Below are 13,440 nucleotides of genomic sequence, written 5' to 3'. Positions count from 1 at the left end.
TACTATTTGTAATATGCAACCATTAACCATAACCAAATATAATGCGATATTTTGTATTGTTGCTATGGCTTTTTATGTTACAATTTGCAGTAGCGCAAGAAGATTATAAAATAACCGGAAAAGTTACATCCATAGTAAACCAAAAAGAGCCTATTAATGCAACACTTAGCATTAATGGAAAGCCAATAGAAAGGCCTATATCTACACTGGGTAATTTTAATATTTCTTTGAGCATAAAAGGGTCTTTTATATTAGAAGTTCGTGCATATAATTTTATAACTAAGAAATTAGAGCTAATAGGTAATGGAGAAGATATAGATTTAGGTGCTATTTATTTAGAGCCAAATATAGTAATTGAGAAAACCAATAATTTAATTGCTTTAACAGATGCAGATTTGGAGGATGATCAAGGAGAATCTATTACTTCTGGTTTATTACAAGCAACAAAAGATATTTTTTTAAATAGGGCTGCTTTTGATTTTGGTCAGGCTTTCTTTAGAGTCCGTGGCTATGATTCTCGTAATGGTAAAGTGCTAATTAATGGTATTCCCATGAATAAACTCATAGACGGAAGGCCACAATGGAATAATTGGGGGGGATTAAATGATGTAACTAGAAACCAAGAATTTTCAGCAGGTTTAAAACCCTCTTCTTCATCTTTTGGTGGAGTTTTGGGAACTACAAATATAGATACAAGACCATCGCAACTTAGACCCGGTTATAGGTTCTCTTCTTCTGTTTCTAATAGAACTTATGCAGGTAGATTAATGGCAACATATACCTCTAAAACTAATAAAAAAGGAATAACATATAGTATTTCGGGTTCTTTAAGAGGAGCTAAAAATGGATTTGTAGAAGGCACATTATATAATGCGTATGCAATTTACGGTGCTGTGGAATATAATTTAAATGCCAAACATACCCTATTACTAACAGGCTTCTTGGCATCGAACAGAAGAGGAAGGTCCTCTGCAATTACAGAGGAGGTTTTTGAGCTAAAAAGTAACACTTACAACCCATATTGGGGAAATCAGAATGGAAAAACTAGAAATTCTAGAGAGCGTAAATTACAAGAACCTATATTTATGTTTAACCATAGGTATACTACTAAAAAAGTAAATATAAACACTGGTGTTGCGTATCAATATGGCACACATTCTAAAAGTAGATTAGGATATTATAATGCACCTAACCCCGATAAAACATATTATAGATATTTACCCAGTTTTTATTTAAACAGCCCCATAGGAGCTAATTTTTATAGTGCAAATAAAGCTGAAGAAGATTTTTTAGATAATGCGCAAATAGATTGGGAAAATTTATATGTAGCTAATACAAATACCATAAGTTCCCCAGCCTCATATATTTTATATAATGATGTGGTTAAAGACCGACAGTTTATAATAAATAGTATTGCAAATGTAAATTTAGGAACAGATATAAAATTAGACGTTGGGATGTACTATCAAAAGTTGCATTCTGGTAATTACGCTAAAATAGTAGACCTTTTAGGAGCAAATTATCATAATGATGTAGATGCTTTTTCTAACACAAAAAACAATGTAAATGAAAGTCAAGAAAAGTTACAGGGAGATATTTTTAACTATAACTACAATATTCTTGCACACAATTACAATGTATTTGGGCAGTTAAAATATGAGTCAAAAAAATGGGAAGGATTTATAGCTGGAAAATATAGTGCGTCTAATTACCAAAGAGAAGGGTTATATAAAAATGAACGTTTTTTAGAGAATTCCTTAGGTAAAAGTGAGACGCTAAGTTTTTCAAATATTGCTACAAAAGCGGGTGCTACGTATAAAATTAATGGTAGAAATTGGGTGTCTACGAATGTAGCATTAATAAACAGACCTCCAACAATCCAAAATTTGTTTATTAACCCTAGAGAGAATAATACTATTGTTGGCGAGAGTACCAAAGAAACCATAACTAGTGTAGATGTAAGTTATTTTGCAAGTTTTCCTAAACTAACAGGAAGAGTAACAGGTTTTCATACTCGTTTTCAAAATACTACAGATATAAATTTCTTTTTTGTAGATGCAGGTGTTGGGTCAGATTTTGTACAAGAAGTACTCACTGGTTTAGACAAATTACATTTTGGTGCGGAGTTGGGAGTAACCTATCAATTATCCTCTGCTGTAAAACTATCTGGAGTATTTTCTCTTGCAAAATATGTTTATGCAAGCAACCCCAATGTTTCTATAAATTTTGATACTGCAGATGCATCAGAAGAACTCATAAATACAGTAGGAAATGTAGATCTAGGAGAAGCATTTATAAAGGGTTATAAACTAGCACAAGGGCCTCAAAAAGCATGGGCTATTGGTATAGATTATAGAGACCCTAAATATTGGTGGGTAGGGGTAAGTGCTAATTTCTTAGGCAATAATTATAGTAATATTTCTACAATTACCAGAACAAATAGTTTTTATTTAGACCCAGAAACGGGAGAAAATTTCCCAGATGCTACAAAAGAAAATGTTACCGCATTATTAGCACAAAAACCACTAGATAATTTTTATTTATTAAATGCTGTAGCCGGAAAATCCTGGTTAGTAAATGGGAAATATATTAGTGTTTTTATGAGTTTAAATAATTTGTTTAATACCAAATATAGAACAGGTGGTTATGAACAAAGTAGAAATGGAAATTTTGGACAATTAAGAGATGATAACCTTAGTGGCAGTCCTTCTTTTGCTCCAAAATATTGGTATGGTTACGGTAGAACCTATTTTTTAAATTTTGCATATAGTTTTAATTAAAGCACAGAATGAAGAATGTAAACATAAATAAGGTTTGTTTTTTTATACTAACTATGAGTTTAGCGTTTGTTTTAGGCTGCGCTCCGGATAAAAATTTTAATACACCAGATAATCTATGTAATTCAGACATAGTAGCTACAATTAGTTTAGAAGATTTAAAAAATATATATGTTGATGGTGTTATAGAAATACAAGAAGATTTAGTCTTGGAGGTAATTGTTATTTCATCTGACAAAGAAGGTAATTTTTTTAGTGTTCTTCATTGTCAAGACAAAACTATAAACCCTACAGGAGGAATACAACTAGAAGTAGATTTGCAAAATTTGCATTTACAATATCCTGTAGGGGCTAAAGTTTTTATAAAACTAAAAGGATTGTATTTAGGAAAAAGTAAAGAAACGTATAAAATTGGAGGTCTTTTTACTTCTTTTGGTAATTTATCGGTAGGAAGGTTGCCAGCAATATCTTTAAAAGAACATGTGTTTTTATCTTGTGAAGAGCAACAAAAACTAAAGCCAACAGTAGTAGAAATATCCCAACTATCCGATCAACACATTAACACTCTGGTTACATTTAATAATGTAGAGTTTCTAGAAGAAGAATTAGAATTACCGTTTGCAGATGAAAAAGAGGAAACCGAAAGGACATTACAAAACTGTGATGAAGATATTTTAAAACTAGTTAGTAGTGGCTACTCCAATTTTTATGATAGTATTTTACCAGATTTAAATGGAACCATAACAGGAGTACTTTCAAAATCTAGTAAAGAGTATCAATTAACCATAAGAAGTTTAGACGACCTTAATTTTAATAAAGAACGTTGTGTGGAAGAAATAACAGAATTTACATCAGATGCTATATTTATATCTGAATTAGCAGACCCAAATAATACTAGTTTAGGAAGATATGTAGAACTTTATAATGCTAGTGATAGTAAATTAAGTTTAAACAAATGGGCATTGCAAAGGTATACTAATGGGAATATAGAAGTAAGTTCTGAAATAGATTTATCGGACCTAGAAATTGAACCACAAAGTACAATAGTAATAACTCCTACTGTAGATGATTTTAATTCCATTTATGGTTTTTTACCAGATTTAGAAGTTGGCAATAATAGTCCTGCAGATTCTAATGGAGATGATAATTTAGTTTTGGTAGACCCTTTTGGTAAAATAATAGATGTTTTTGGAGTAGTTGGGGAAGATGGTTCTGGAACAAATCATGAATTTGAAGATGGTAGAGCTGTAAGAAAATCAGAGGTGCAAAATGGCAACCCAGTCTATGATTTTAGCGAATGGATTATTACTAATGATTCGGGTGAGAGTGGCACTATAAATAATCCAGGGATTGCTCCAGAAAGTTATACTCCAGGCGCACACAATTAAAAATTAGTAGTTTGCAATTTTTTCTAAATCGGATGGTGTAATCGGTTTTACTATATAATCTGTAACCATAGGGTAGGCTTTTATCATTTCTATTTCATTGGGGTTAATAGAAGAACTCATCGCAATTATTTTTATAGCTTCTTTATTAGAAATTTTAGCTTCTGCAAAAGCATCTAAAAACTCCCAACCACTCATTATGGGCATACTTAAATCTAAAAAAATAATATTTGGTAATTTGTTTTTAGTATTTAATTCCAAAACGCCTTCAATTCCTTCTTTTCCATTTTCAAATTCAATTATAGAATCACAAAAGTTACTTTCATCCATAAGACGCTTAACTATATAAACAAATATAGAGTCATCATCAATAATACAAACAGAGTTAATTTTTTTCATTAAAATGTTAAGGTGTTATAAATTTTAAGGTAAATGTTGTTCCTACATTTACTTCACTTATTACAGAAATACTTCCGCCCATTGCTTCTATTTGGTTTTTAGTTATATACAAACCTACACCTCTGGCGTCTTTGTTTCGGTGAAAGGTTTTGTTCATCCCAAAAATTTTATTCCCAAATTTATTTAAATCTATACCTTTCCCATTATCTGTAAAACTTAAAGTTAAATTTTTTCCAGAATTAGTGGTTTTAATTTCAATATGGGGAGGTCTGTCATTAGCAGAGTATTTTATACTGTTTGTAAATAAATTTAGTAAAATACTATCTAAATAAGCAGGAACTCCTAGAACAATAGAATTGGAAGAGAGCTTTAAGGTACAGGAAGCATTTTTCTCTATAAAAGTAGCCGAGATATTATTTTTTACATTTTCTATAACCCCTTTTAAGTTTATGGGCTCAAGTTTATTAGTAACGTTGGCGTTAGATTGTACCACCTCATTTAAATTATACACGGTGCTATTAAGACTCTCTGTAGATTCTTTTAACATTGCCATTAATTTATGCCTTTCCTCATCTTTTCTTTCTTCTAATAAAAACCCTGTAACCATAGATAGGTTTGTAGCATGAGATCGTAAATCATGGGAAACCATATGAGCAAAATTAGTAAGACTATTATTTTGATCTCCTGTTAATTGTGCATATTCTTTTAGTTTTTGTTCAGATTCTTTTTCCTTTGTTATATCAGAAATTACGCCAATAGCTTTGTTGTTATATTTTTCTGTTTCGGCAAAAAAAGTAATTACAGCTTTTAAATGTCTTATACTTTTATTTTCTAAGATAACTCGGTATTCAATTATACCACTTCCTTCTCCTTTGCTCATCCAAAAAGCTTCTTGTAAAACTCTTAAAAAATCATCAGGATGTATTGCGGCTTCCCAAGCTTCATAGGTGCTATTGTAATCTTTAGGGTTTTTGTGATGCAGTTTATAACACATATCATCCCAAATAGCAATTCTGTCTTTTGTTGTAAACTGCCATATACCAACATTAGAAGCAGTTGTAGCTTTTTTTGCTCTTTCTGCTTCTTCCCTATATTTAAATTCTGCAATTTTACGTTCATTAATATCTTGGCAAATACCGTATAGCCTTACACATTTACCGTTAATAAATTCTGGTTTCCCTTTTGTTCGTATCCAAACTTCTTTCCCTTTTCCAGTAATCATTATAACTTCGGCGTCCCAAGGAGTACCTTTAGTCATGGCAATATTAGCTAAACGTAAGACAGTATCTCTATGTTCCCCTTCTTTAAAATGCTCAAAACATTCTTCAAAACTTTGTGGTACGTAATCTAAAGGTTGCTCATGAATAATGTTAACCATTTTAGTCCAAGTAACTCTAAAATTTTGTAAATACGCCTCCCAGCCACCTACCCTAGAAACAATTTGAGCTTCTTGAATTAAAGCTTCTTTATTTTTATCTACAGTAATATTATCAAGTTCAATAATTAACCCTTTCACACTTCCATCATTCTCTTTCCACGGGTTAATGCTCCATTTTAACCAAATAAATTCATTGTTATTTGCACTAAATTTTTTGCCATCATTGTAACAATCATTTCCCTTTAAACAATATTGCAAATAGGGAGAAAAATCTTTGGGTAAATTAGACATTGCTGCAAAAAAATCTTTTCCAATAATATCGTCTTTTATCTCATGACTAGATTTCCAAGTTTTAGAACAGTTTATAAATTCTAATTTAGAATTTAGTAATGCAACGCTATTAGGAATTTCACTAATTAAATTAGGATTTAGAGCAAGTTTTGATAGTATAGAAGCAGCCATTATGCAATTTAACCATTATATGTAAGGGAATTACCACTATAGATAAAAATTATTAATTAATAGTATATTAATATTAATTAGCTATAGTTGAGTTATTTTATTTTGTAAATTTAGATGTGATAATAATAGAATTAACGTATTAATAATTATAAAATTTAACATGCTATGGATACTAAGAATGACCAAAATAATGGTGATATAAGTAAGTGCCCTTTTTTTAGTGGAACTAATAAGCAAACAGCTGGTGGTGGAGTAAAGAATCGTGATTGGTGGCCAAATGAATTAAAGCTTAATATTTTACGCCAACATGCAGCAAAATCTAATCCAATGGGAGAAGATTTTAATTACGCAGAGGCTTTTAAAAGTATAGATTTTGATGCTCTTAAAAAAGATGTTACAAATTTAATGACAGATTCTCAAGATTGGTGGCCTGCTGATTATGGTCATTATGGAGGATTAATGATTAGAATGGCATGGCATAGTGCTGGTACTTATAGAGTAGGAGATGGTCGTGGAGGAGCTGGAGCAGGAAATCAAAGATTTGCACCTATAAATAGTTGGCCAGATAATGGTAATTTGGATAAGGCAAGGCTATTATTATGGCCTATTAAGCAGAAATACGGGAATAAAATTTCTTGGGCAGATTTAATGATTTTGGCAGGAAATTGTGCATTAGAGTCTATGGGATTTCCAACATTTGGTTTTGCTGCAGGACGTGAAGATGCTTGGGAACCAGAACAAGATATTTACTGGGGAAGTGAAACAGAATGGGGAGCAAATGAGGACCGTTATGAAGATGGAGATTTAGAAGATCCTTTAGCCGCTGTAATGATGGGTTGGATTTATGTTAATCCAGAAGGCCCAAACGGTAATCCAGATCCTCTAGGTTCTGCCCATGATATTAGAGAAACTTTTGGTAGAATGGCTATGAATGATGAAGAAACTGTTGCTCTTGTTGCTGGTGGACATACTTTTGGGAAGGCTCATGGTGCTGCAGACCCTAATAAATATGTTGGAAAAGAACCTCACGGGGCACCAATTGAAGAAATGAGTACGGGTTGGAAAAATTCTTTTGGTACAGGTGTTCTAGACGATACTATCACCAGCGGAATTGAGGGTGCTTGGACACCAAATCCTACACGTTGGGACGCCGATTATTTTGATGTATTATTAAATTATGATTGGGAATTAGTTAAGAGTCCTGCTGGGGCTCACCAATGGGCTCCTACAGCTGCATCTAATGCTAAGAGAGCGCCAAAAGCGGGTGATGCTAATGCAACCCAAGGGTTAATGATGACTACTGCAGATATAGCCTTAAAAATGGATCCTAAATATTTAGAAATCTCTAAGCGTTTTCATGCAGATCATAAAGCATTTGAAGATGCTTTTGCTCGTGCTTGGTACAAATTAACACACCGAGATTTAGGACCAATATCACGTTATTTAGGTCCAGAAGTTCCCAACGAAGAGTTATTATGGCAAGACCCAATCCCAACAGTAGATTATACATTAAATGAAGCAGATATTGCTAATTTAAAAGTTATGATTATTGATTCTGGATTAACAATATCGCAATTAATTACTACTGCTTGGGCTTCAGCATCAACATTTAGAGGTTCAGATAATAGAGGTGGTGCAAATGGAGCACGAATTGCTTTAGAACCACAGCGTAGTTGGAAAGTAAATAACCCAACAGAATTAAATAAAGTGCTTTCAGTTTTAGAAGGAATTAAAAGTAATTTTAAAGGAGATATTTCTTTAGCAGATTTAATTGTACTTGCAGGAAATGTTGGCTTAGAAAAAGCTGTGAAGAATGCAGGATACAATCATATAGTAGAATTTACACAAGGTAGAGGAGATGCCTTGCAAGAGCAAACAGACATTGAGCAATTTGGGTACTTAGAGCCGTTAGCAGATGGTTTTAGAAATTATATAAAATCAGATTTACATATAGCCGCGGAAGATTTATTAATTGATAAAGCTAATTTATTAACCTTGTCTGTTCCAGAATTAACAGTTCTAGTTGGAGGCTTACGAGTATTAGGTGCAAATTATGATGGTTCAGATTATGGTGTGTTTACAGATACTATTGGAAGCTTAACAAATGATTTTTTTAAAAATGTTTTAGATTTTACATACACTTGGAAAGCGACATCTGAAGATGATAGGTATTTTGAAGGAAGTAACCGTAAGACAGGGGCAGTAAAATTTAAAGCTACTAGAGCAGATTTAATTTTTGGTTCTAATACAGAGCTAAGAGCTATTGCAGAGGTATATGCAGCAGATGATGCAAAAGAAAAATTTGTTACAGACTTTATTGCCGCTTGGACTAAAGTGATGAATTTAGACCGTTTTGATATAAAATAAACTGAGAAATTCTAAATAAGAAAAGGAAAATTATAATTTAATAACTGCTATATTCTTAAGAAAGATATAGCAGTTTTTTATATATTTATTAGTATGAATAATGAAAATTTTTTTAATGAAATCCGAAATGGAAACTCCCAGTTGGTAGAAGAAGCGCTTACAAAAAATCCCGATTTAATAAATGCAAAAGACCAGAGAGGTTCCACTCCTTTAATTTTAGCAACATACTACAATCAGGAAAATATAGTATCTCTTTTACTAGAGAAAGGAGCAAAAATAGATCAAAAAGATTCTTCAGGGAACACCCCATTAATGGGTGTGTGTTTTAAAGGTTTTTTGCCAATAGCTAAAACATTAATAGAAAAAGGAGCAAATGTAAATGAGCGTAATTCTATGGGCGCTAGTAGTTTAATATATGCGGCAACATTTAATAGAGAAGAAATTGCAAAACTTCTTATAGAATATGGTGCTAAAAAAGATGTTAAAGATGCTCGAGGCAACACGGCATTAGACCATGCAAAAATGCAAGAATTGCCAAAGTCTTTTTTAACTTTACTAGAGTAAAAAAAGGGAATGAAAAAGGAATTCTTAGAAATAGCGCTTGTACAAACTCATTTAATCTGGGAAAATCCCAAAGAAAATAGACAAATCCTAACAGAAAAGATTAAGGAAATAAAGCCTTCTATAGATTTAATTATTTTACCAGAAATGTTTACTACTGGTTTTACAATGTCTCCTAAAAATATAGATTACAATGCCGCTTTAGAAACCTTAGAGTGGATGAAAACTATTTCTAAAGAAAAAAATGCAGCTATAGTTGGTAGTATAGTTTATAAAGAAGCAACTAAAAATTACAATAGATTATATTTTGTAGAACCTAGTGGTAAAATTAGCTTTTATAATAAAAGACATACGTTTACTTTGGCAGGAGAAGATAAAGTCTACACAGCCGGAGATAAAAAACTAATTGTTACTTATAAGGGATTTAAAATTTGCCCATTAATTTGTTACGATCTTAGATTTCCTGTATGGTCTAGAAATGTAAATAATTACGATGTATTAATTTATGTAGCCAATTGGCCTAAAAAAAGAGTATTAGCCTGGGATAGTTTGTTAAGAGCAAGAGCTATAGAAAATATGGCATATTGTATTGGTGTTAACCGTATTGGGAAAGATGCTCTAGGTTTTGAGTATCCAGGACATTCTTCTGCTTATGATTGCTTAGGAGAATTACTATCTTTTACAAATAAAGAAGAAGTTATATACACTACAATTACAAAAGAACATATAAATACTACAAGGAATAAACTTAAGTTTTTAGAAGACAAAGATTTGTTTAATCTAGTATAGTAAAGGTTTGCTCTAGTTCCCAATTAGCACGAACCTCAATAGCTACAGGATAGTAACTAACCCTTTCTGGTTGTATTTGTTTTAAATAATTACCAGTGTCCCATTTTTTATTTGCATTAGTATCAAAAAGAACACGAGCTAAATATTTACTTGGATTAAGATTATTAAATTCAAACACCTTATTTTCTGTAGCATAAATTTCTCTTTGTACTTCACCTTTCTCATTAGTTAATTGAATAATAATGGGGAAAGTTATATTGTTTCCTACAAGTGTTAACCTTAAATTACCATAGTCTGCATAACTTTTAGTTTGTAAGTTATAAGATAAGGTGTCATTAGAGGTGTTAAAAAAATCTGTAATTGCACCAGGTAATAAATCTATTTGGTAACTTTCATTAGGTTCTTTATCAAAACTAAAAACAACACTATTCTTTAAAGTATCTCTAGTAATACTATGTTTTATAGCTAAAGAATCTTTATTTATTATTTTAATTTTAGAAGTATCGGTTTTAATTATTGGGGTGTTAGATGCTATTTCAAAAATTTGATTAAAATCTATACCGCCAGAATAATTAGCACTAAGTTTAAGAGAATCTAGTGCTAGTTTTCTATTCTTTATTTTAAAAGTGTCTATGGTTTTAAATGTATTGTTTTTTGCTAAGAATAGAAGAGAATCCATTGCAAAAGGAGTAAACCAAAAATTAATACTGTCTTTTTTGTATTCTTTTTTATAGGTAAAAATTACAGAATCTGGTATTTTAGAGATAGCATCAATCTCTATATCATTACCGTCTCCATAATAACCAAAAGTTATTTTATTTTTTGCAGTTAAAGATGGCAAAGACATAGAAAAATTAGGAACTTCCTTAAATAAGTTTAATAAGAAAATAGAATCTGTAGGTACAGTAACAGTATCTTTAATAAAACCTATTTTGTCTGTATTTTGGTCAAATATATTGTTCTTTGCCTCATCTTTTAAAGCAAATAGAGCATATTTTCCTTTTTTAAGATTTCTAAGATTAAAAATAATAGTACTATCTAAAGTATTGGTTATATAATTGGGAGGGCTTTTAAAAATAGTAGAATCGTTATAAGTACTATCTATTTCGTATAACATAACACTAACAAACTCTTCAGAATCTTTATTAAATGCATCTTTAATAACACCTGTTATTTCCAAAGAGTCTATATAAGAACCTGTAGAAAAAACATACGTTAAAAATCTATTAGGGTTACCCTCATTATTATCTACAATACTTTCACCAAAATTAAAAGTATAGGTAGTATTTTCTTTTAAAGTATCTTTTATCTTAATTTCTACATACTTACTTGCACTCCCTTGTGGAGATAAAAGCGGTGTATATTTTAAAGGAGGCGAAACAATTAATTGCTCTTGTACGTCTTTAAGCTTTACATACTCATCAAAATATAAACGAATTTTAGTATTCTTAAAATTAACAGACATATTTTCTGGTTCCGCTTTTATAAGTACTGGCGGGTCTAAATCTTTAGGCCCTCCTGTAGGGTTACCCCTTCTTGCACATTGATAAAAAGCAGCAATTATAATACTAAAAAAAAAGCAGGTTAAAATTCGTTGTAACATTCCTAAAATTGTTAGTAACAAAGAAACAACATATTTAATGAATTTAGAAATTAGAGTACTACTGCCATGCTACAAACGTAAATTGTAATATTTCGAGTTTCTTGCAAAGCTTTTGCACAAATTTCCATGGTTGCACCCGTTGTTATTACATCATCAATTAATAATACATTTTTATTTTCTAGTATAGATGTATCTGTTAATTCATATAGTTTTTTAGAGCTTTGCCACCTGTTAATTCTTCCTTTTTTTGTTTGCGTTTTGGTATTTGCTGTTTTTATAAGAACACCTTCAATAAAAGTAGTGTTTAAATGCTTTGCTAAATTTTCGCCAAATAAAGAAACTTGATTATAACCTCGTTTTCTTTTTTTCTTAGGATGTAAAGGAACAGGAATAATATAATCTATATCTTTTAAGTAGTTGTTTTCTACTAGAATTTGACCGTACCAATCACCAATAAAAGAACCTATTTGTTTTTGGTTTTTATATTTTAAATTATGAATTAGGTTCTTAACAATACCTATTTCGGTAAAAAGCAGGAAAGAACTAGCTTTTTTTACATTAATTATGCCATAAAAAATACGGTCAACGGCATTTTCTTCGTTAAAAGTAAACTCGGTGAGTGGTATTTGGTTCCGACAAATGGTACATAAATGCTTCTCTCCTCTATTTAATCGTGCATTACAACCAAAACACACTATGGGCAATAGGAGGGTATTTATATCATTTAGTATATTTGGTAACTTAGAATATAACAAATCTTAGTTTTTTATTAACCTACTTAAAGACCGCTTTGTTCTGATGGACAGTCAAGATAATAAAATTAATTATAAAGTTTTACTTGCCGCTATGGCAGCTGTTATAATAGCAATTCTTATTGCCTTTTATTATAGTTATGCCCAATCTAAAACTGAAATTAGTTATTTAGAGCAAGAAAAAGACCTACTAATAAAAGATTTAACTATTATGAAAGCAGATGTAGATAGGCTTTCTGCTCTTAATGAAGTTAATGACATAGAATTACAAGATTCTAAATATAAAGTACAACAGCTTATAGATTCTGTTGGTAGGTTAAATTTTACAGTAGAAAAATTAAGAGAGTTTAAAACAGAACTTAGACGTTTAGAAGCTAAAAATGATAGCCTTAAATTAAAAAATAATTTTCTTAAGTATAATAATATGCTACTTGGAGAAAAGTATGAAGAGTCTAGAAGACAAATTGAGGTTTTAAGAGGAAAAAGTAGTTCTTTAGCAGAAGCAGAAGCTTTACAACGCAAAAAAATATTAGAGTTAAATGATGAGCTTAAAACTAAAAGTTATTTAAGGTTACAAAACTCTGAGGGTAGTGGTTTTAGGCTACGTAGTGGTAAACCTATTAAGACAAACAAAGCTTCTATTATAGAAAAACTTAGAGGTTGTGTAACCATTATGGCAAATCCGGAAGATGCCAATCAAGAAAAAATACTTTATTTACAATTTTTAAGTCCTAATAAACAAGTTATAGAAGACAATGCCAATACTATAAATGTAAATGGTAATGTATATAGTAAGCGAGTAGAGCTTGTTTTTAATGGTGAAGAAACAAATGTTTGTGATTTTATTACCATTCCAGAAGGTTCTTTAACTCCAGGGACGTATACAATTAATGTATTTGAAGATGAACGTTTACTTTCCTCATCAGAATTTCAATTAAAATAATATATTTTTTAGTCTAATATTCTA

At 31.0% G+C, this 13,440-nt stretch carries 10 protein-coding genes; 6 read left to right on the top strand and 4 right to left on the bottom strand.

What is annotated here, in order from left to right; translation table 11 throughout:
* Nucleotides 1–41 precede the first annotated feature (41 nt).
* Together Q0820_RS12390 and Q0820_RS12385 are read left to right on the top strand one after the other, a co-directional pair.
* The gene (locus Q0820_RS12390; RefSeq protein WP_298487960.1) at nt 42–2,780 is read left to right on the top strand and encodes a TonB-dependent receptor; all 2,739 of its coding nucleotides are present in this window, start codon (nt 42–44) and stop codon (nt 2,778–2,780) included.
* Between the two features lie 53 nt (nt 2,781–2,833).
* Nucleotides 2,834–4,165 carry a DUF5689 domain-containing protein gene (locus Q0820_RS12385; RefSeq protein WP_298487959.1) on the top strand — a complete coding sequence of 444 codons (1,332 nt, stop codon included), beginning with the start codon at nt 2,834–2,836 and terminating at the stop codon, nt 4,163–4,165.
* Between the two features lie 3 nt (nt 4,166–4,168).
* Here the strand turns inward: Q0820_RS12385 and Q0820_RS12380 are convergent, their stop codons facing one another.
* Complete coding sequence (locus Q0820_RS12380) at nt 4,169–4,561, bottom strand: response regulator (protein ID WP_298487958.1); 393 nt, start codon at nt 4,559–4,561, stop codon at nt 4,169–4,171.
* 7 nt (nt 4,562–4,568) lie between these two features.
* Nucleotides 4,569–6,401, bottom strand: a complete 1,833-nt coding sequence (locus tag Q0820_RS12375) for a PAS domain-containing sensor histidine kinase (RefSeq protein ID WP_298487957.1) — start codon at nt 6,399–6,401, stop codon at nt 4,569–4,571.
* Between the two features lie 165 nt (nt 6,402–6,566).
* On the opposite strand from Q0820_RS12375, the gene katG reads away from it, so the two are divergent.
* The 3 genes from katG to Q0820_RS12360 all read left to right on the top strand — a co-directional run bounded on the left by katG (nt 6,567) and on the right by Q0820_RS12360 (nt 10,118).
* Nucleotides 6,567–8,768, top strand: coding sequence for a catalase/peroxidase HPI (gene katG, locus Q0820_RS12370; protein ID WP_298487956.1), 2,202 nt, complete (start codon nt 6,567–6,569; stop codon nt 8,766–8,768).
* 93 nt (nt 8,769–8,861) lie between these two features.
* Nucleotides 8,862–9,332: an ankyrin repeat domain-containing protein gene (locus tag Q0820_RS12365; RefSeq protein ID WP_298487955.1), complete on the top strand. Its 471-nt coding sequence runs from the start codon at nt 8,862–8,864 to the stop codon at nt 9,330–9,332.
* 9 nt (nt 9,333–9,341) lie between these two features.
* Entirely contained in the window at nt 9,342–10,118 is a 777-nt protein-coding gene (locus tag Q0820_RS12360) for a nitrilase family protein (protein WP_298487954.1), read from the top strand.
* Here Q0820_RS12360 and Q0820_RS12355 read toward each other — a convergent pair.
* Complete coding sequence (locus Q0820_RS12355) at nt 10,105–11,721, bottom strand: Ig-like domain-containing protein (protein ID WP_298487953.1); 1,617 nt, start codon at nt 11,719–11,721, stop codon at nt 10,105–10,107. The two genes, Q0820_RS12360 and Q0820_RS12355, sit on opposite strands and share 14 nt — an antisense overlap.
* A 50-nt stretch (nt 11,722–11,771) precedes the next feature.
* The gene (locus tag Q0820_RS12350) at nt 11,772–12,476 is read right to left on the bottom strand and encodes a ComF family protein (RefSeq protein WP_298487952.1); all 705 of its coding nucleotides are present in this window, start codon (nt 12,474–12,476) and stop codon (nt 11,772–11,774) included.
* Between the two features lie 43 nt (nt 12,477–12,519).
* Here Q0820_RS12350 and Q0820_RS12345 point away from each other — a divergent pair, with 43 nt between their 5' ends.
* Nucleotides 12,520–13,416 carry a hypothetical protein gene (locus Q0820_RS12345; RefSeq protein ID WP_298487951.1) on the top strand — a complete coding sequence of 299 codons (897 nt, stop codon included), beginning with the start codon at nt 12,520–12,522 and terminating at the stop codon, nt 13,414–13,416.
* Nucleotides 13,417–13,440: the final 24 nt, after the last annotated feature.

This window comes from uncultured Maribacter sp., assembly GCF_947495965.1.
Classification (GTDB): domain Bacteria; phylum Bacteroidota; class Bacteroidia; order Flavobacteriales; family Flavobacteriaceae; genus Maribacter_B.
The sequence above is the reverse complement of the archived record's forward strand: the minus strand, read 5'-3'. Positions and strand labels throughout refer to the sequence as shown.

Excerpts from the sequence above, each read along its gene's own strand:
- Q0820_RS12390 (WP_298487960.1), top strand. The coding sequence starts at position 42 with ATGCGATATTTTGTATTGTTGCTATGGCTTTTTATGTTACAATTTGCA.
- Q0820_RS12385 (WP_298487959.1), top strand. The coding sequence starts at position 2,834 with ATGAGTTTAGCGTTTGTTTTAGGCTGCGCTCCGGATAAAAATTTTAAT.
- Q0820_RS12380 (WP_298487958.1), bottom strand. The coding sequence starts at position 4,561 with ATGAAAAAAATTAACTCTGTTTGTATTATTGATGATGACTCTATATTT.
- Q0820_RS12375 (WP_298487957.1), bottom strand. The coding sequence starts at position 6,401 with ATGGCTGCTTCTATACTATCAAAACTTGCTCTAAATCCTAATTTAATT.
- katG (WP_298487956.1), top strand. The coding sequence starts at position 6,567 with ATGGATACTAAGAATGACCAAAATAATGGTGATATAAGTAAGTGCCCT.
- Q0820_RS12365 (WP_298487955.1), top strand. The coding sequence starts at position 8,862 with ATGAATAATGAAAATTTTTTTAATGAAATCCGAAATGGAAACTCCCAG.
- Q0820_RS12360 (WP_298487954.1), top strand. The coding sequence starts at position 9,342 with ATGAAAAAGGAATTCTTAGAAATAGCGCTTGTACAAACTCATTTAATC.
- Q0820_RS12355 (WP_298487953.1), bottom strand. The coding sequence starts at position 11,721 with ATGTTACAACGAATTTTAACCTGCTTTTTTTTTAGTATTATAATTGCT.
- Q0820_RS12345 (WP_298487951.1), top strand. The coding sequence starts at position 12,520 with ATGGACAGTCAAGATAATAAAATTAATTATAAAGTTTTACTTGCCGCT.